This is a genomic window from Streptomyces sp. MB09-01, from assembly GCF_033794505.1.
In the GTDB taxonomy this organism is placed as follows: domain Bacteria; phylum Actinomycetota; class Actinomycetes; order Streptomycetales; family Streptomycetaceae; genus Streptomyces.
Map to the genome: position 1 here is coordinate 1 of NZ_JARAYQ010000173.1, position 18,383 is coordinate 18,383.

At 72.6% G+C, this 18,383-nt stretch carries 16 protein-coding genes; 7 read left to right on the plus strand and 9 right to left on the minus strand.

What is annotated here, in order from left to right:
• The 3 genes from PV721_RS29495 to PV721_RS29505 form a co-directional block, all read right to left on the minus strand.
• Positions 1-942, minus strand: a 942-nt coding sequence (locus tag PV721_RS29495; protein WP_416371207.1) for a carbohydrate ABC transporter permease, incomplete at its 3' end; no start/stop codon positions are given.
• A gap of 5 nt (positions 943-947) precedes the next feature.
• Positions 948-2,282 (minus strand): sugar ABC transporter substrate-binding protein, encoded by a 1,335-nt coding sequence (locus PV721_RS29500; RefSeq protein WP_319729433.1) that lies wholly within the window; start codon positions 2,280-2,282, stop codon positions 948-950.
• A 385-nt stretch (positions 2,283-2,667) separates the two neighbouring features.
• Positions 2,668-2,922 (minus strand): hypothetical protein, encoded by a 255-nt coding sequence (locus tag PV721_RS29505; protein WP_319729436.1) that lies wholly within the window; start codon positions 2,920-2,922, stop codon positions 2,668-2,670.
• 29 nt (positions 2,923-2,951) lie between these two features.
• On the opposite strand from PV721_RS29505, the gene PV721_RS29510 reads away from it, so the two are divergent.
• Positions 2,952-3,371: a hypothetical protein gene (locus PV721_RS29510; RefSeq protein WP_319729438.1), complete on the plus strand. Its 420-nt coding sequence runs from the start codon at positions 2,952-2,954 to the stop codon at positions 3,369-3,371.
• Positions 3,372-3,674: 303 nt separating this feature from the next.
• On the plus strand, positions 3,675-5,039 hold the full coding sequence (locus PV721_RS29515) for a DUF4157 domain-containing protein (protein WP_319729441.1): 1,365 nt from the start codon (positions 3,675-3,677) through the stop codon (positions 5,037-5,039).
• Positions 5,040-5,144: 105 nt separating this feature from the next.
• On the opposite strand, the gene PV721_RS29520 is transcribed toward PV721_RS29515, so the two are convergent.
• The gene (locus PV721_RS29520) at positions 5,145-5,510 is read right to left on the minus strand and encodes a hypothetical protein (protein ID WP_319729443.1); all 366 of its coding nucleotides are present in this window, start codon (positions 5,508-5,510) and stop codon (positions 5,145-5,147) included.
• A gap of 189 nt (positions 5,511-5,699) precedes the next feature.
• Between PV721_RS29520 and PV721_RS29525 the strand changes: the two genes are divergently transcribed.
• Positions 5,700-6,170: a universal stress protein gene (locus PV721_RS29525; protein WP_319729445.1), complete on the plus strand. Its 471-nt coding sequence runs from the start codon at positions 5,700-5,702 to the stop codon at positions 6,168-6,170.
• An 83-nt stretch (positions 6,171-6,253) separates the two neighbouring features.
• On the opposite strand, the gene PV721_RS29530 is transcribed toward PV721_RS29525, so the two are convergent.
• Together PV721_RS29530 and PV721_RS29535 are read right to left on the minus strand one after the other, a co-directional pair.
• The gene (locus tag PV721_RS29530) at positions 6,254-7,204 is read right to left on the minus strand and encodes a serine/threonine dehydratase (protein WP_319729447.1); all 951 of its coding nucleotides are present in this window, start codon (positions 7,202-7,204) and stop codon (positions 6,254-6,256) included.
• A 14-nt stretch (positions 7,205-7,218) separates the two neighbouring features.
• Complete coding sequence (locus PV721_RS29535; RefSeq protein WP_319729450.1) at positions 7,219-7,860, minus strand: TetR/AcrR family transcriptional regulator; 642 nt, start codon at positions 7,858-7,860, stop codon at positions 7,219-7,221.
• A gap of 156 nt (positions 7,861-8,016) precedes the next feature.
• Here PV721_RS29535 and PV721_RS29540 point away from each other — a divergent pair, with 156 nt between their 5' ends.
• Both PV721_RS29540 and PV721_RS29545 read left to right on the plus strand, forming a co-directional pair.
• Entirely contained in the window at positions 8,017-9,705 is a 1,689-nt protein-coding gene (locus PV721_RS29540; protein WP_319729453.1) for a ricin-type beta-trefoil lectin domain protein, read from the plus strand.
• A 28-nt stretch (positions 9,706-9,733) separates the two neighbouring features.
• The gene (locus tag PV721_RS29545; protein WP_319729455.1) at positions 9,734-12,082 is read left to right on the plus strand and encodes an alpha-N-acetylglucosaminidase; all 2,349 of its coding nucleotides are present in this window, start codon (positions 9,734-9,736) and stop codon (positions 12,080-12,082) included.
• 64 nt (positions 12,083-12,146) lie between these two features.
• On the opposite strand, the gene PV721_RS29550 is transcribed toward PV721_RS29545, so the two are convergent.
• The gene (locus PV721_RS29550) at positions 12,147-13,397 is read right to left on the minus strand and encodes an MFS transporter (protein ID WP_319729457.1); all 1,251 of its coding nucleotides are present in this window, start codon (positions 13,395-13,397) and stop codon (positions 12,147-12,149) included.
• Positions 13,398-13,604: 207 nt separating this feature from the next.
• Here PV721_RS29550 and PV721_RS29555 point away from each other — a divergent pair, with 207 nt between their 5' ends.
• Together PV721_RS29555 and PV721_RS29560 are read left to right on the plus strand one after the other, a co-directional pair.
• The gene (locus PV721_RS29555) at positions 13,605-15,194 is read left to right on the plus strand and encodes a molybdopterin-dependent oxidoreductase (RefSeq protein WP_319729459.1); all 1,590 of its coding nucleotides are present in this window, start codon (positions 13,605-13,607) and stop codon (positions 15,192-15,194) included.
• 297 nt (positions 15,195-15,491) lie between these two features.
• The gene (locus tag PV721_RS29560; RefSeq protein ID WP_319729461.1) at positions 15,492-16,667 is read left to right on the plus strand and encodes a serine hydrolase domain-containing protein; all 1,176 of its coding nucleotides are present in this window, start codon (positions 15,492-15,494) and stop codon (positions 16,665-16,667) included.
• 58 nt (positions 16,668-16,725) lie between these two features.
• On the opposite strand, the gene PV721_RS29565 is transcribed toward PV721_RS29560, so the two are convergent.
• Positions 16,726-17,994, minus strand: a complete 1,269-nt coding sequence (locus tag PV721_RS29565; protein WP_319729464.1) for a cytochrome P450 — start codon at positions 17,992-17,994, stop codon at positions 16,726-16,728.
• An 84-nt stretch (positions 17,995-18,078) separates the two neighbouring features.
• Positions 18,079-18,383 (minus strand): Ig domain-containing protein (locus tag PV721_RS29570; protein WP_319729467.1); only part of this gene is annotated, 305 nt, incomplete at its 5' end.

The following is an 18,383-nucleotide window of genomic DNA, read 5'->3' on the forward strand; positions in this document are numbered from 1 at the left end:
GCCGCCGCCGGGGCCCCCGCTCTCACCGCCGAGGATGTAGATCTCGGTGAAGACGCGCAGCGCGGAGATCGCGGAGAGGGTGCCGACCAGCAGCATCATCGGTTTCACCTGGGGGACGGTGATGCTGAAGAAGCGGCGGACGGGGCCGGCGCCGTCGATGGCGGCCGCCTCGTAGAGGGAGGCGGGGACGTTCCCGAGGGCCGCCAGGTAGAAGACCATGTAGTAGCCGAGGCCCTTCCACACGGTCACGAGCATCGCGGAGACCAGCAGCATCGTGCTGTCCGTCAGGAACGGGATCGGCTCCGAGACGAGGTTCAGCCGCTGGAAGACGGTGTTGACGAGACCGTCGCTGCGCAGCACCCACTGCCAGATCAGCCCGACGACCACGGCCGAGGCGATCACCGGGGTGTAGAAGGCGGACCGGAAGAATCCGATGCCCGGCACCTTGGCCTGGACGAGGACGGCGAGGGCCAGCGGGAGGAGGACCAGGCACGGTACGACGACCGCGAGGTACAGCACGCTGTTGCCCGTGGCGACCCAGAAGTCGGGGTCGTCGAAGGCGCGGCGGTAGTTGTCGAGGCCTACGAAGGTGCCGCCGCGCAGGATCTGCGCATCGGTGAAGGAGAGGACCACGGTGTTGACGAACGGCCAGAGGCTGAAGAGCGCCACCATCGCCAGTCCGGGGGCGAGGAACAGGTAGGGGGTCCACCACTTGCGGTGGACCAGGCCGGTATCGGCCTCCATCGCACGCCGCGCGGCTCGGCGTCGCCGCCTGTGCGCGAGGGCGCCGCCGCCCGGCCCGCTGGGGCCACCGCCCGACTTCACGGCGTCGCCCTCGGCGTCCCCGGCGCCGACATCGGACTGTCCGGTGCCGATGTCGGACTGTCCGGTGCCGACGTCGGACTGTCCGGTGCCGCGGCCCGAGCCGACGCGCCCGCCCACGGCCGTCACTTGTGGGCCGCGGCGGCGAGGAGCCGGTTCGCCGCTTCCTCGGCCTTCTTCACCGCCGTCCGGGCGTCCTGCTCACCCGTGATGGCCTTCTGCACCTCGCGTACGACGGCGTCGCCCACCTGATTGGTCCACTGGACGGGGGTGTTGGCGTCGAGGGCGGCGGTCTTCAGCTGTTCGGCGCCGACCGCGCGGGCGAGGGTCTCCGCGTCCTTGCCGTCGCCCCGGTCCGAGAAGAACGGGTCGGCGAGGCCCTGCGCGTTGGACGGGTAGATGGTGGCCTTCCTGGAGAACTCCACCTGATTGGGGCCGTTGGTCACCCACTTCGCGAACTCGGCCGCCGCGTCGGGGTGCTTGGTGTCCTTCTTGATGCCGAGCGACTGGGCATAGATGCCGATGTGGCCGAGCTTGCCCGTGACGGCTCCCGCGACCTGGGTCTTCGCGTAGACCTGCGGGGCGTTCTGCTTGACGTCCTTGACGAAGCCCGGGGAGCCGGGTCCGAAGACGATCTTGCCGCCTCCGTAGAGCTGGTTGATGTCGTCGGACTTGAGCAGGGACTCCTTGGGCATGGCGCCCTTGGCGTACAGGTCCTTCATCCGCTCCACCCAGGCAACGGCCTGGTCGGTGTCGAAGGTGAACCGGTCCTGCTTCTCGCTGAGGATCGGTATCCCCATCTTCTGCCAGTCCCCGGGCAGCCGGCCCTTGGGATCGGCCATGAAGGCGGAGTACTGCCCCCCGGAGGTGGCGGCGATCTTCTCGGCGTAGTCGAAGAACTGCTCCACGCCGGTCGGCGGCTTGGCCGGGTCCAGGCCTGCCTTCTCGAAGAGTTCTCTGTTGTAGGTGAGGATCTCGGGAGTCACGTACCACGGGTACGCGTACACACTGTCCCCCTTGCCCGGCAGTTTGAACTGCTCCCAGGCGCCGGGCACGTACTCCTCGGCCGCCGCCCCGTCGAGCTTGGCCACGTCGGCGAGCATGCCGCGGTCGGCGAGGAGCTGGAAGGAGTCGGTGGAGAGGTTGACCACGTCGGGGAGGGCGCCGGCCTGGGCGTCCGCGACGAGCTTTTCGTTGTAGCCGTCGCCGGGGACGTCCTCCCACTTGACCTCGACCTCGGGGTACTTCTGCTCGAAGGCGTCGATAACCCCCTGCACGTAGGCCGTGAACGTCGGCTTCAGCTGGAGGGTCCGGAAGGTGATCTCACCGGCCACCTTGCCCGTCTTCTCGGCCTCCTTCGCGTCACCGGCGCCACCGCTCAGGCCGCACGCTGCGGTCGAGAGGAGGGCGCCGGTCACCAGCGTGGCCACGGCAATACGGGTCGGGTTCGAACGGGTCATCGTCGCCGCCTTTGCAGAAGTCCGGCCTCTTTGCCGGAGGCGGTGCCCACCGTCGCCCGAAGTCAGGATCCCGTCAATGAGGCGGAGGCCCCATTGGCCGGTGACACCCGGGCACCGAATGCCCCAACAGGCTTGCGCAGAAGACCAGATGCTCTCACCGCACTTGGATCGACCTGGACTAATGCGCTTTAGTACATAGCCGGTCCAGCATGATATCGATTCGATAACGAAGCCCGACCCTCCGTCAACATCGGACCAGTTATGGCCGGTTCCTGAGGGCTCGGACTAATGCGGTTTACCATCACCCCCGCGAAACCGCTTTAGCGGCGGGGCGCGCCTGTCGATGGGTGGAGCTGATAGGTTGAACGCGTTCATTTGAACATGTTCAGAGATTCGAGGGGGCGGCCGTGAGCGCCGGACAGATGAGCGACGCCCGGGTCCGGCCTGCGCACAAGGTGCAGCGGAACCTCGCGGTGGGCGCCGCGCTCGCCGCGGCGGCCCTCGTGGTCCGGGGCGTGCCGGACTCCCTCATCTCCGCCTGGTACGTCATCACCACCGGGTGCGTGGCGGTTCCCCTGTTCTTCAGGCACTGCGCGGAGTCCTTCGTGCGCTCCTGCCTGATCGTGGGACTCTCGCTCATCCCCTGGGGGTGCTGGCCTCTTCGGGGGCGTGTTCCTGTTCTGGCCCTCGGCCCTGCTCCTCCTGCTGGCCGCGCTCTGGGATCCGCGCAGGCACCCGGCCGCCAGGCTGGCGTGGGGACTGATCGGCGCGCTGACCGTCCCTGCGGTCGCGGTGGCCACCACTACGTACGCCTGGCAGTTCCGGCTCGGCCCCGCGATGGCCGAGCCGAACGCGTTCTACCGGGCGGAAACCGGTGCCGACTGGACTGACGACGATTTCTGGGGCGTCCAGGGCCGGCTCCAGCCGTACGGGGCGACGAGGGTGGTGGGGTCGGAGTCGGACAAGGGCTACTACCTGGTGGTCCACTTCGAGGCCGAGATGCCCGTAGGGCAGCGCGCCGAGTTGAGGAGGCAGCTCGCCCAACAGCCGGGAATCGAGCGGGTGAAGCTCCACCGGGTGCGCGGCTGACCGGCGCCCGCGCCGCTGCTTCCACCGCCCGGTGCACGCCGCCGGGCTCACGGCGTCCCGGGGTGGCCGGTCGTCGCCGCGCCCGCGAGCTAGCTGATAATGCTTCAGACCCCCTGGCACCCCTGGTGACCGCCCCGGGGGTGTGGCCGGCAGCGGCGCGATGCGGCTGCCCCGACGTATGGGAAAGGCGATCGCGTGAGCCCCAAGCACCCCCGCCCGGCGCAGAAGACCGACGAACAATTACCGCAGTCCTCCCGCTCTGCCGCGACTCCGCAGCGGGCGGCGACGCCACCGGCGGGACTGATGGCGTTCCAAGCCGGTGCGGGCAACGCCGCCGTCGTGCAGATGCTCCGCCGGTCCGGTCACTCGCTGGATCAGGAACAGCACCAGCACACCGACGGCTGCGGGCACCAGCCGACCGGGCGGCCCGCGGTGCAGCGGTCCGCCGTCCACGACGTCCTGCGCACCCCCGGCCGCCCCATGGACGATGCCACCCGCACCGACATGGAAGCCCGGCTCGGCGCGGACTTCTCCGACGTCCGCATCCACCGCGGCAGCGCCGCAAAGGCCTCGGCCGCCGAAGTCGGCGCCCGCGCCTACACCTCCGGCAGCCACGTCGTCATCGGTGACGGCGGCAACGACAAGCACACCCTCGCCCACGAACTCACCCACGTCATCCAGCAGCGCCAAGGCCCCGTCGCGGGAACCGACAACGGAACAGGGCTGAAGGTCTCCGACCCGTCGGACCGGTTCGAGCGCGAAGCGGAAGCGAACGCCGTTCGGGCCATGGCGGCCGGCCCCCGAGCCGCCGCCAACGTGCAGCGCCACGCGGCTCCTTCACCCGCCTCCGGCTCCCGCCCGTCCGTGCAGCGCGTCGAGAACCCTCAGGACCGGCTGACGGTCGAGTACTGGCAGGACAAGGCGGGACTGGGCGGAGCCAGCAGCAGTGCCGCGAAGGACAGGGCCAAGCAGATCAACGCGTCCAAGGCGAGCGCGAGGAAGTTCAAAGCCAGCAGGCCTCCGCGCACGATCGACGAGATCGTCAAGACCGTCGGCCCCAAGCTTCTGGCCGATCTGGCGCAGAAGGGAGAGGACGCCGGGAGGATGGAGCTGTACAGGTCCATGAGTTTCGACGAGGCCCACAGCGCCCTGACCTACTGGGGCGACGAGACCTCACGGAACGCGCTGCTGGCGTACATAGCCTCCGGCGAGGGCTCGGCGAAGGGCTTCAGGGAGCAGGGGTTCGGGGGCCTGACGATAGGGGCCCACCTCGGCGACCAGGGTCAGGCCGACGGGTACTACGACACCCAAGGCGATCCCTACGCGGTCCAGCTCAAGTTCACGCTGAAGCCCGGCGCCCACGAACTCCTTTTCAACCAGGACCACATGGCTCTCGGGCCGGGCTACAAGAACGACCTGATCCGCAAGGCCAACGAAGGCGGCGGGGACTACAAGAACGCGAGCTCGAACGAGGGCACCCTGGGTGGGTACATCGGCGTGAAGGCCGAGGACAGGGAGCCTTACAGCCTGGGCATCGCGCAGGGGGCCAACGGCAAGAACGGCAGGGAGCTCGGCGCGAGCCAGCTGCTGTTCCAACTGTTCATCGAGAGTGTCGAACTCGTGAAGAACCGGTCGGGGAAAGAGCTGCCCACGGCCGTTCCCGCCTGATCCCGCCCGCCTGATCCCGCAGTAAAGCCCGTAGCTGCGTACGCACAGATCGCCGCGGATGCCCCGGACCGGCGGCCGGGGCATCCGCGGGCGCAGGCGCCGCGCCTACTGCATCGGGTACTCGGTCTTCTCCGCGAGCTTGCCGTCCTTGAAGCAGAAGCGGAGCACGGTCTCCTTGCCGTTCTTCGTGTCGCCGCTGGAGAGGTACCAGGAGCAGGTGCTGCCCTCGGGCTCGGCCGGTCCGCCCTCCTTGAGGGCCGCCTTGACGAAGCTGTCGCCCGACGGGAGCCTGCCGCGGACCTCGCTCTCCGCGTCGCCGGTCTTCACGGACGCGTAGACCGTCGGGTCGACCAGGGTCTTGTCGGCCATGTCGAGGACCTTGCCCATGCCGAAGACCACGGCCACGAGAAGGCCCACGCCCAGCACCAGCGCCACGCCGCACCCGATCAGACAACCCTTGCGCTGAGCCACGCCCGTTCCTCCATGTCGCTCCGTGTCCGGCGGCGGTCGCCTGGACACGCACACCCTCGCAAGGGACGGGGGTCCCGGACCGTCCTCGAAAGTCGTCGGGCGCCGCAACGATCGTCGTACGAGGTCGGACTCGCGTTCCGGGTATACAAGGAGGAGACCGGCTATTCGGACGAAGCGAGAGGAACCCCCGTGAGCGAGCAGGACACCGTCGAGCCTCTGATCGTCGTCGGCGTGGACGGTTCGAACCATTCCAAGGAGGCCCTGCGCTGGGCCGTCGCGCAGGCCGGGATGACGGACGGACGGGTGCACGCCGTCATGGCCTGGGAGGGGAACCGCAATCCGTTCTCCGTCGCTCCGGTGGCCGCCGAGGCCTCCGATGCCGAGGCGGTGACGGTCGAGGAGGCCGCCCGTCGGAAGCTGGCGGACACCGTCAAGGCGGCCGTCGGCGCCTCGCCCGGCGTGCCGGTGTTCCGTCGCGTCGAGCAGGGCTCCGCGGCTCAGGTCCTGGTCGATGCCTCGAAGGAGGCGGTCCTGACGGTCGTCGGCACCCGTGGGTACGGCGGGTTCAAGGGCGCCCTGCTGGGCTCGGTGAGCCAGCAGGTCGTGCAGTACGCCGCCTGCACCGTCGTGGTCGTCCGCGAGGGCGAGGACGACGACTGACGGCGGCCGGCGGGTGGTCGGCCAGTGGGCGGCAGTCGGCGGCCGGACGGCAGCCGGCTGACTCCCCCGGCCCGGCGGCCGGCTCAGGCCGTCGGGGCCACCAGGTCCCGGGGGTCGGTGTTCGCCCCGCACAGGACGACGGCGACGCGCTCGCCCAGCGGCTCCGGCGCACCGCGCAGCGCCGCCAGGGCGGTGGCCGCGCCCGCCTCCACCACGATCCGGTGTTCCTCCCAGAGGGCGCGCCGGGCGGCCGTGATGGCCGCGTCGGGCACGAGCACGGACGTCACGTGCTCCTCCTGCGCGGCGGCCAGCGCGTCCGCCGAGACCCGGGTGGCCCCGAGAGAGTCGGCGGCGACCGAGTCCACGGCCACGTCCACGACCCGGCCCGCGGCCAGGGCCGCGTTCAGGGCCCGGCAGTTCTCCGGCTCGGCCGCGATCACCCGTACGCCGTGCTCGCGGGCGGCGGTGGCGATCCCGGCGAACAGTCCGCCGCCGCCGACCGCGACGACCACGGCGTCCAGCCCGGGCAGGGCGGCCCGGATCTCGTCGAGCAGCGTGCCGGCGCCCGCCGCGATGAGCGGGTGGTCGTAGGCGTGGCTGCTCAGCGCCCCCCTCGCGGCGGCGAACTCCTCGCAGGCGGCGAGGGCTTCGGCGTACCGGTCGCCGACGAGCCGCACCTCGGCCCCGTATCCGCGCAGCCGGTCCACCTTCACGCGCGGGGCGTTGGCGGGCAGGAACACGGTCGCGGGCACGGACAGCGCGCGGGCCGCCCAGGCGCAGGCGAGCCCGGCGTTGCCGCCGGAGGCGATGGTGACGCCCGCGGCCGGGAGGCCGCCGGCCTCGTGGTGGGCGGCGAGGAAGTTGCGGGCGCCGCGCGCCTTGAAGCTGCCGGTGTGCTGGAGGTATTCCAGCGCGTACCAGACCCCCGCTCCGGCCGCGGGCGCCACGGCGACGGGCCGTGTCCCGCCGGCGATCCGGTCGGCGGCGGCGCGGACGGCGGCGTAGTCGAGCTGCTGTGCCGGTGCTGCTTGCATGGGCTGTCTCCCCATCAGGTGGTGGGCCGGGCGGCCTCGATCAGCTGGCGCAGGGCGCCGTAGTACACCTCGTGGTCCGTCAGGGGCGGCAGTACGTCGGCCAGTCCGGCGGAGAGCACGGGGAACTCCGCGGGATCCAGCACGGCCAGGGCCGCCCGCGAGGCGGCGGTGGCCCCGGCCGGGTCGCGGTGGTCCACGAAGGCCGCGCTGCCCAGGGTGAGCAGGTACATGCGGCGGTAGACGGTCATCGCCTCGGCGGCGGTCATCCCGGCGGCCACGCTGTCGGCGAGGGCGGGCTCGACGAGCCGGGCGAGGAGCTGGCGGCCGAGCCAGGGCCGGCCGCCGCGCAGCACCAGCAGCCCGGGGTGGGCGGTGAGCAGCAGGTAGAGCCCGCGGAACCGCTGCTCGGTGGCCTGCGCCCAGTCCGTGCCGGCGGAGATCTCGGGGAGCTGCGCGGCCAGGTGCTCGGTGCACAGGTCGAGCAGTCCGGCGAGGTCGGTGCAGCGGCGCTGGACGGTGGCGTGGGAGACGTCTAGCCGGTCGGCGAGGGTGCGGAAGCTGAGGCGTTCCGGCCCCTCCTCGTCGAGGATCCGCAGGGCGGCGACGGCGATGGCCTCGGGGGTCGCACGGTCCAGGGCATCTGATCTGCGGGGCATGAGATACAACGTAACATACGATGTATCTCCTCTTTCGTGTGACATCTATTGCAGCCATATTGCTGGTCATTGGCCGACAATCAGCGGCCTTTGTTGACAGTGGGTAATCGCATCGCTGCACTGGGCGCACGCCTGCCCCCACGTCAAGGAGACTCCGTGCCGCCTCGCCTGCGTGCGTCGCTCCCCTGCCTGACCGCGGCCGCCCTGTTCGCCCTCGCGCTCTCCCCCGCCCCGGTGGCGGCCGAGCCCCGGGCCACCTCGGACACCCCGCTCGCGCTCACCCCGCCCATGGGCTGGAACAACTGGGCGCACCACATGTGCGACATCGACGAGGCCAAGGTCGTCGCCAACGCCGACGCGCTCGTGTCGACCGGGCTCGCCGCCAAGGGCTACGACACCGTGACGGTCGACGACTGCTGGATGACCAAGAGCCGGGACGCGCAGGGCAGTCTGGTCGTCGACACGGCGAAGTTCCCGCACGGCATGGCCTGGCTCGGCGAATACCTGCACGCCAAGGGCCTGAAGTTCGGCATCTACCAGGACGCCGGCTCGCTCACCTGCGAGAAGTACCCGGGCAGCGGCGCGCCCCAGGGCGGCGGAGCGGACCACTACGCCCAGGACGCCCGGCAGTTCGCCTCCTGGAACGTCGACTACGTGAAGATGGACGGCTGCAACCTGTGGGTGCCGCCGGGGCAGACCAAGGAGCAGGCCTACCGGGACGCCTACAACGCGGTCGCGAAGTCGCTGCGGGAGAGCGGCCGGGACATGGTCCTGTCGGCGTCGGCGCCCGCCTACTTCCAGCAGGGCGAGTGGGGCGGCTCCGACTGGCACAAGGTCCTCGGCTGGGTCGGCGAGACCGGTCAGCTGTGGCGAGAGGGCAAGGACATCAAGGTCTACAACCCGGCCGCGCCCGCCACCTCGCGCTGGAGCTCGGTCATGGGCAACTACGGCTACAACCGCTGGCTCGGCCGGTACGCGGGCCCCGGCAACTGGAACGACCCCGACTTCCTGATCGCGGGCGCCCCCGGGCTCACGGTGGCCGAGAGCCGCAGCCAGGTCGCCCTCTGGGCCATGATGGCGTCCCCGTTCATCCTGTCCTCCGAGGTCTCCGAGCTGAACCCCCAGGGGCTCGCCGCCCTCGGCAACACCCGGATGATCGAGCTGGACCAGGACCCGATGGGCCGTCAGGGCGCGGTGGTCTCCTCCAACGCCACCTTCGAGATCCTGGCCCGGCCGCTCGCGAACGGCGACCGTGCGGTGGCCGTGCTCAACCGCTCGGCCACCACCCGGGACATCAAGGTGCCGCTCGACGAGATCGGCCTGGTCAACTGCACGGTCGACGCGCAGGACCTGTGGAGCGGGGCGCGCCGGGAGGTCACCGAGGCGCTCACCGGGAGGCTCGCCGGGCACGACACCGCGGTCTGGCGGCTCAGCCCGCGCGGCTGCGCCGAGGCCACGCCGACCGGCCAGGTCGTCGGCGACGGCGTCAGGTGCGCCGACGGGGCCAACACCACGGGCGTCGGCGCGGTCGTGATGGCCACGTGTACCGGAGCCCCCGACCAGCGGTGGACCCTGGGCGAGGACGCGAGCCTGCGGCTGGCCGGCGAATGCCTCTCCGCGGGCGAGGACGGGCTCGTGGAACTCGCCGACTGCGCGCCCCCGCAGGACCGGCAGCCCGGCCAGAGCTGGACGCACCGCCGTGACGGAGCCCTCGTGGAGCCGGCGAGCGGGATGTGCCTGACGGCGCCGGCCGCCGCCGCGACCCCGGACGCCCCGGCCGCGCGGCTGCGGCTGACCGACTGCGGCGACCACCGGGTCGACCAGGCCTGGGCCCTGCCGGTCTGACGGCCCGAGCCGACGGATGAGGAACACGATGCCGCGAAACGGGCGCCGCCCGCGCACCCCGCGCCCGCGCACCGCCCGCCCGCTCGCCCTCGCCGCTCTGCCCGCGGCGCTGCTGGCGCTGATCTGCGCGGGGCCCGCGCCCGGGGCCACCGCCGCGGGCGCGGGGTCGCCCGCACGCGCCGACGTACGGTGGTCCGATGCGCGGAACGGCGTACGGGCCGCTGCGCCGGCCGGGGCACGGAGTGCCGGGCGGGCGGGCGCGCCCCGGAGCTTCGACACCTCGCCCGCCCGGGCCGCCCTGGAACGGCTGCTACCGCACCACTCCGGACAGTTCACCCTGGTGCCCGACACGGCCGGCGGCGCCGACACCTTCACCGTGTCCGGAACCGCCGGCGCGATCACCGTGCGCGGCAGCACCGGAGCCACCCTGCTCACCGGGGTCGGCTGGTACCTCCAGCACGTCGCCGGGGCCGACATCGGCTGGCCCGGTGAGAGCATCGGCATGCTGCCCGCCCGCCTGCCGGCCGTTCCCGCGCCGGTCACCCGCAGCGCGCAGGTCCCGCACCGGTACGCGCTCAACGACACCGACGACGGGTACTCCGGCCCGTACCGCACCTTCGAGGAGCACCAGCGGCAGATCGACCTGCTCGCCCTGCACGGCATCAACGAGGTGTTCGTACAGGTGGGGGCCGAGTACCCCTACTACCGGGCGCTCCAGGGCTTCGGCTACTCCGCCGAGGAGCTGCGGCAGTGGATCCCCGGCCCCGGCCACCAGAGCTGGTGGCTGCTGCAGAACCTCAGCGGGTTCGGCGGTCCGGTCACCGAGCGGCTGATGCGGGAGCGCGCCGAACTGGGCGGGCGGATCGCCGAGCAGCTGCGCGGGCTCGGCATGACCCCGGTGCTGCCCGGCTACTTCGGCACCGTGCCGCCGGAGTTCGCCGCGCGCAACACCGGAGCGGCCACGGTGCCCCAGGGCGACTGGGCCGGCTTCGAGCGCCCCGACTGGCTGGACCCCGCCTCGCCCGCGTTCCGGCAGCTGGCCGCCGCGTACTACGCCGAGCAGCGCGCGGTGTTCGGGGACAGCACTATGTACCGGATGAGCCCGCTGCACGAGGGCGGACAGACCGGCTCCGTCGACGTCGGCGCCGCGGCGGGCGCGATCCAGGCCGCGCTGCACGCCGCCCACCCGGGCGCGCTGTGGGCGGTGCTGGGCTGGCAGGACGACCCGGCCCCGGAACTGCTGGCCGGGGTGGACACCTCGAAGCTGCTGATCCTGGACGGGCTGTCCGACCGGTACAACCGGCTGGACCGCGAAGCCCGTTGGGGCGGCGCCCCGTACGCGATGGGCACCATCTACAACTTCGGCGGGCACACCACCATCGGCGCGAACACCTCCGTGTGGCTCGAGCGGTTCGGCCCCTGGCGCGCCAAGAGCAACAGTGCGCTCGCGGGCATCGCCTACCTGCCGGAGGCCACCGGGACCAATCCGGCGGCCTTCGACCTCTTCACGGACCTGGCCTGGGAGCCGGGCGGGATCGACCAGCGCGAGTGGTTCGCCGGTTTCGCGGCCCGCCGCTACGGCCGTCCCGACGCCGCGGCCGCCGCGGCCTGGGAGGAGCTGCGCAAGGGGCCGTACAGCACGTCCTCGGGGCTGTGGTCGGAGTCGCAGGACAGCCTGTTCACCGCCCGGCCGGGCCTGACCGCGGCGGGAGCGGCGTACTGGAGCCCCAAGTCCATGCGCTACCCGGCCGGTTCGGTCCGCAGGGCACTGGACCACCTGCTGAAGGTGGCTCCGGAGCTCCGCGGCTCCAGCGCCTACCGCTTCGACCTGGTGGACACCGCCCGGCAGGCGCTCGCCAACCACTCGCGGGTGCTGCTGCCGAAGATCAAGGCGGCGTACGAGGCCAAGGACCTGACCCTCTTCCGCACGCTCACGGCCGAATGGCGGGAGAGCGAGGCGAGGCTGGACGCGGTCACCGGCTCCGACCCGAACTTCCTCCTCGGCAGCCGGCTCGCCGGGGCCCGCTCCTGGGGCGCCGACCGGGCCGAGCAGGACCGGTACGAGTACGACACCCGCTCCCTGCTCAGCGTGTGGGGCCGCCGCAGCACCAGCGAGGGCGGTTTCCTGCACGACTACGCGAACCGCGAATGGAGCGGCCTGATCTCGGAGTTGTACGCCCCGCGGTGGGATCGCTACTTCGCTTCGCTGGACGAGGCGCTGGTACGGAAGGCCGCGCCGCGGGAGATCGACTGGCACGCCTTCGAGGCGGAGTGGGCCGGGCGGACCACCCGCCATCCGGACCGGCCGAGCGGTGACTCGTACCGGCTGGCCGCACAGGTCGCGGCGGCCCTGCCGCCGGTGGCAGCCGGCGGCTGACCCGCACCACCCTCCGGCCCGGACACCGGTTCGCCCGGTGTCCGGGCCGGCCTGTGGGAGGGGGTCACGACCTGCGCCGCTGCGCCGCCCGGGCGGTCCCGGCCGCGGCCAGACCGAGGGCGGCGATCGAGGCGGCCGAGACCAAGAGCGTTTCCCGGGCTCCGAGTCCGGCCACCAGCGGGCCGCCCAGCGCGGTACCCAGCGGAACCGAGAGCACGCGGACCGCCGAGCTCGCGGCCAGGGTCTGGGCCAGCAGGTGCCGCGGGGCCGAGCGCTGGAAGAGGGCCGTCGACAGCGCGGCGTACGGAGGCCAGAGCAGACCGGCGGCGGCGAACCCGACGACCGCGACGGCCGTCGGCGCTCCCAGCCCGGTCGGCAACAGGAACACGCCGAAGGCGACGACGATGCCGGTCGTGGTCGGCCACATCGGCCGGCGGCTCAGGTATCCGGCCAGTACGGAGCCGAGGACCGCGCCGATCCCGAACGCGGTGTAGAAGGCGGCCAACAGACCCGCCGGACCACCCAGGCCGTCCGACACGTGCAGCGGCAGGGCGACGTACACAGGACCGAAGAGGCAGAAGAAGGCGGAGCTCAGGCCGAGCAGCCCCAGCAGGGCCGGACTGCGGCGGATGACGGCGAAGCCCGCGGTACGGGAACCGCCTTCCCCGGGTGCGGGCGCCTCGCCGTGCGGGACGCCGAAGAAGAACGTGGCGGCCAGGACGAGGAAGGTCGCCGCGTCGACGGCGATCACGGTCACGGCGCCACCGCAGAGGATGAGGACGCCGGCGAGCGGCGGGCCGAGGACGGTGGAGAGCGAGCCGACACCGGACAGGACGGCGTTGCCGGCCAGATGGTCGCGCTCGGGCAGCAGTCGGGCCAGCAAGGTGTAGACGCCGGCCTGGCCCCACGAGTGAAGGACGGAGGAGAGGGCGAGCAGCACGACGTACAGCCCGATGCTCAGCATCCCGAGGGCGTGGAACACGGGAACCGCTCCCAGGGCGGTGGCGCGCAGCAGCGCGTCGCAGGCGACCAGCCGGGCCGGGGACCGGTGGCGCAGGTGGCGTCCCAGGAGGACCGCGCCCGCCGCGCCCGAGAGCGTGTAGGCCGCGGCCGCCGACGCGACCCACATCCCCCGTTCTGCCGCCGGTGCGAGCTCGATCGCCAGCCAGCTCACACCGACCACGGCCATGCCGTCGCCGAGCGAGGAGACGGCGAATCCCGGTAACAGCCGGCGCAGCGTCGAGTGGGCGAACACCGGCCGGTAGGGCGAGGCACTGACGGTCCGGGCGGCTTTCAGTTTCAGTTTCAGTGGCACGGTATGCACGCTTCCGGGAATAGACGGTTCACCATGTCGTCATCGTTGCCGCGCACCCCACTGCCGCAGCGGTCCGTTCACTCTGGGCATGGTCCTTTCACCCTGGGCGCAAGACGCCCGCCCGGCCGGGCGCGGTCGGGTGCGGCGCCACCCCGCACGGCGGCACGGCGCCGCCGCGGGAGCGCCCGGGCGCGGCACACTGGCCGTGTGAAGGCAGACCCGAGCCGTTCCGCGCGGCCGCGGCGCGCGCTGGGCGCCGTCAGCGGGCTCGTCGCCGCGTTCGCCGGCCTGGCGGTGGCGGAGCTGGCCTCGGCCGCCGTGCGGCCCGAGGCTTCGCCGGTCACCGCAGTCGGCGGGGCGGCGGTCGACGTGACGCCCGTGGCCGTCAGGGAATGGGCGATCGGGCTCTTCGGCACCTCCGACAAGCTGGTGCTGACGCTCGGCATCATCGCGGTCCTGGCCGTGGTCGCGGCCTTGGCCGGGCTGCTCGCCGTACGCCACCTGCCCGCCGGGCTCGCGGTCGCGGGCGGGTTCGGGCTGCTGGGGGCGGCGGCCGCGCTCAGCCGTCCGGAGGCCTCCTGGCGGGACGCGCTGCCGTCGCTGGTGGGCGGAGTGACCGCCGCCGGGGTGCTGTACCTGCTGGTCACGGCGGCGACGCGGCCCCGCCCGGCCGGGGCGCCGCCCTCCGGGACCTGGGCGATGGACCGGCGCGGCTTCGGCCGGGTGGTCACCGCCGTCCTGGTGGGCTCGGCCGCGGCAGGCTTCGCCGGGCGGCGTCTGGCTGCCCACGGTTCGGCCGGCGCCACCGCCTCCCGGGCCCGCTTCGTCCTCCCCCGGCCCACCGTGCCCGCGCCGCCCGTACCGGCCGGGGCCGACCTGCGGGTGCCCGGGCTCTCCCCGTTCCTCACGCCCGCCCGCGACTTCTACCGGGTGGACACCGCCCTGGTCGTCCCCCGCGTGGACGCGGACACCTGGCGGCTGCGCATCCACGGGGAGGGAGTCGCCCGACCCCTCACCCTCGGCCTCCGGGAGCTGCTCGACCGGCCGCTGGTCGAGCACGACATCACCCTCACCTGCGTGTCGAACGAGGTCGGGGGCCCGTACGCGGGCAACGCCCGCTGGCTCGGCGTACGCCTCGCCGACCTGCTGCGCGAGGCGGGCGTGCGGCCGCCGTCCCAGGGCGGTCGGGCCGATCAGCTGGTGGCGCGTTCGGTGGACGGCATGACGCTCGGCACGCCCGTCGAAGCCGTCATGGACGGCCGGGCGGCGCTGCTCGCCGTCGGCATGAACGGCGAGCCGCTGCCCTTCGCCCACGGCTTCCCCGTCCGGATGGTCGTACCGGGCCTGTACGGGTACGTCTCCGCCTGCAAATGGCTGACCGAGCTGCGGCTGACCACCTTCGCCGCCTACGACGCCTACTGGGTGCGCAGGTCCTGGGCCCAGCAGGCCCCGGTCAAGACGCAGTCGCGGATCGACACTCCGCGCCCGTACGCCGCCCTGGCGCCGGGCCGGGTGGCGGTCGCCGGGGTGGCGTGGGCGCAGCACCGCGGCATCGAGGGGGTCGAGGTACGGGTGGACGGCGGCCCCTGGCAGCAGGCGCGGCTCGGCGCCGCGGACGGGGTCGACACCTGGCGGCAGTGGGTGTGGCCGTGGGAGGCGACCCCCGGGCGGCACACGCTGGAGGTGCGCGCGACGGACGGCACGGGCGCCGTCCAGACCGGGGTCCGCACCGGCACCGTGCCGGACGGGGCGACCGGCTGGCACGCGGTGGAGGTACGGGTCAACACCCTCGGCTGAACTGCCTCGGCGGCACGTCCGCGGACCGGACGCGCTTCCCGGTGCTGGTGCTGCTCCACGGTCATCCGGGCACGCCCCGCACGTGGATCGGCCTCGGCGACATGCCGGGCGGGCACGGCCCTGGACGCGGATCCGCTGACGGGTGACCCGGAGGTGCCGGCCGACCGGACGCGTCACCCCTGGAACGCTTGCGGAGTGCGACGGGTGACACCCCCCGTTAGCCTGCGTGACGGGGCGTGCAACCGCGAGGCGGGGGAACCGGGGAACCTTCGCCTCTACCCGCATGGAGGCACCACTGTGCGCAGTTCCAGGATCCTCACCCTCACCTGTCTGCACCTGCTTCTGGGCGCTTCGCTGGCCGGCGGATGCACCCTCGGCCGGGCCGAGAGCGCCGCGAGGCAATGCCCGGCCGGCCAGGTCTCCCGGGGCGGCACGTGCCTCCCGGCCGATACGGAGGACTTCACCGGGCGACAGGTCGCCGACGCGCTCAAGAAGTACAGACTGACGGCGGCGATGGCCGAGGTGTGGGTCGACGGGGAGCGCGTCTCGGCCGCCGCGGCCGGGGAGACCATGACGGGCTTCCCCGCGACGACGGACATGCGTTTCCGGATCGGGTCGGTCGCGATCCCCTACTTGACGACCGCGCTGCTCAAGCTCGTCGACGAGGGCGAGGTCGCGCTCGACGACAAGATCTCCCGTTGGCGCCCGGACCTTCCGCACGCGGACGAGATCACGCTGAAGATGCTGGCCTCGACCTCCTCCGGGTACGCGGACTACGTCACGGACCGGGCCTTCATCGCCGATCTCTACAAGAACCCCTTCCGGACCTGGACGGCGGAGGAGCGCGTGAAGATCTCGGTCTCCAAGCCCCTGGTGCTGGCCCCCGGTTCGGGCTTCGCCTACTCGCACGCCAACTGGGTGATCCTGGGCGACATCATCTCGAAGGTGAGGCGGAAGCCCCTCGACGAGGTGATGGTCCAGGAGGTGCTCGAGCCGCTCGGCCTGAGCCACACCGCCATCTCGTCGAAGGCGGACATCCCCGAGCCGGTGCTGCACTCCTTCGACAACGAGCGGGGCGTGTTCGAGGACGCCACCTACTGGAATCCCTCGTGGACGCTCGCGCCGGGCGCGGTGATGACGGGAACGCTGGAGGACATGGCGAAGTCCTTCGCGGCGATCGGTGAGGGGAAACTGCTGACGCCCGAGTCGCACAAGGCCCAGCTGACCGGCGTCGTGAAGGTCAAGGGGGACACCTGGTTCGGGCTGGGCCTGCCCGTGCAGAACACCTGGATCGTCCAGAACCCGTCCTTCGCCGGCTACGAGGGCACGGTCGCCTACCTGCCGTCCAGGAAGATCGCCATCGCGACGGTGGCGACGCAGGGCCGCGGCAGCACCGTCCAGAACGCCAGCTCCCACGTGTTGCAGGCGATCGCCGAGCACCTGGCCCCGGAACGGCCCCTCACTCTGGGATGAGGGGCCGCCGCCGGCCGGGTCCGGTCCCGGCGGACGGCAGGGTCAGGTGGCGGACGCGCTACTTTCCGGCCAGGCGGACCGGGAGCATCTCGACGCTGTTGCCGATGAAGCTGCGCTGGTGCGGGAGTTCGGCCTCGGGGGTGGCGAGGTCGAGGTCGGGGAAGCGGGTGAAGAGCCGCTCCAGGGCGGTGGTGGCCTCCAGGCGGGCGAGCGGGGCACCCACGCAGTAGTGGGCGCCGTGCCCGAAGGAGAGGTTGCGGCCGGCGGTGGGGCGGGTGATGTCGAAGCGGTCGGCGTCCGGGCCGTGGAAGGCCTCGTCGCGGCCGGCGGCGGTGTAGCCGGCGAGCACCGGGGTGCCCTGCGGGATGACGGCGCCGTCGACGGTCAGGTCGCGGGTGGGGTAGCGGAAGGGGAACCAGCTGACCGGGCCGTCCCAGCGCAGGGTCTCGTCCACCACGTCCGACCAGGTCGCCTTGGACTCCAGGACGAGGTCGAGCTGGTCCCGGTGGGTGCACAGGGCGCGGACGGCGTTGCTGATGAGGTTCAGGGTGGTCTCGTGACCCGCGACGAGCATCAGCCGCATGGTGCCGATGAGTTCGGCCTCGCTGAGCCGGTCGCCGTCGCCGTCGCGGGCGGCTATCAGGGCGCTGGTGAGGTCGTCGCCCGGGGTCTGCCGGCGGGTGGCGGCGATCGTCCCCATGAGCTCGACCAGCTCGCGTACGGCGGCCATCGCCTCGGCGGGGGTGGTGTCGGTGGCGATGATCACCTTGTTGGACAGGTGGTGCAGCCGGCCCCGGTGCTCGGGGTCCACCCCGAGCAGCTCGCAGATGACGCTCATCGGGAGCGGGAGCGCGAAGTGCTCGCGCAGGTCGGCGACCCCGTCGGGGGCTTCGGCCGCGGCCCGGGCGAGGTCGTCGAGGAGTTCGCCGGTCAGCTCCTCGACGCGCGGCCGCAGCCTTTCCACCTGGCGGGCCGAGAAGGCCTTGCCGACCAGGGCGCGGAGCCGGCGGTGGTCCTCGTCGTCGGCGGTGTGCATGCCCTGGGCGTTGGCGAAGGCCCGCAGCGGCCAGTCCCGGGGGATGGAGCCGTCGTGCAGGGCCGGGAAGTGCCGGGCGTCCTTGGCCACCTCGGGGTGGCCGAGGAACTCCTTCAGCGCGTCATGGCCCAGGACGACCGCTCCGGGCACCCCGCCGGGGAGTACGACCTGGGCCACCGGGCCGTGCTCGGCGCGCAGACGGGCGTTGAGGGCGTGGGGGCAGCCTCCCGCGGGGTCGATGACGTGCGGGGCGCCCGAGGCGGACGGGACGGGTGCAATGGGGGACGACAAGCCGGCTCTCCTGACCTGATGGACGAAACTCGGTCAACGGTGCGGCTTCGGGGGCGGGTTGGACAAGCCCGCCCTCCGCGCGTCTCAGAACCAGTTCACGGTGAGGGCGAAGACCGTGCCGGCGGTGGCCCCGGTGGAGTCGGTCGCGGTGGCGGTGACCTGGACCGTGCCGCCGGCCCAGGGCTTGCCGGCGATCCGGCCGGAGGCGCTGTCGAGGGTCATGCCCCAGGGCAGGCCGGCGGCGGCGTACCGGACGGGGGGCTTTCCGCCGGTGGTGGTGAGCTGAACGGTGCAGGACTGGTTGAACTTGCACGTCTGCGCCCCGGGGTCGGTGAGCCTCAGGTCACCGGGGGTGGGAGTCGGGGTCGGAGTGGGAGTTGGAGTGGGGG

Bases quoted from the DNA above. Each gene is read 5' to 3' on its own strand.
- PV721_RS29500 (WP_319729433.1), bottom strand. From the start codon at position 2,282: ATGACCCGTTCGAACCCGACCCGTATTGCCGTGGCCACGCTGGTGACC.
- PV721_RS29505 (WP_319729436.1), bottom strand. From the start codon at position 2,922: ATGAGCGAGAGTCCCACGATCAGGCAGGAGCGCACGAAGGACTCCGCG.
- PV721_RS29515 (WP_319729441.1), top strand. From the start codon at position 3,675: ATGGCGTTCCAAGCCGGTGCGGGCAACGCCGCCGTCGTGCAGATGCTC.
- PV721_RS29530 (WP_319729447.1), bottom strand. From the start codon at position 7,204: ATGCAAGCAGCACCGGCACAGCAGCTCGACTACGCCGCCGTCCGCGCC.
- PV721_RS29535 (WP_319729450.1), bottom strand. From the start codon at position 7,860: ATGCCCCGCAGATCAGATGCCCTGGACCGTGCGACCCCCGAGGCCATC.
- PV721_RS29545 (WP_319729455.1), top strand. From the start codon at position 9,734: ATGCCGCGAAACGGGCGCCGCCCGCGCACCCCGCGCCCGCGCACCGCC.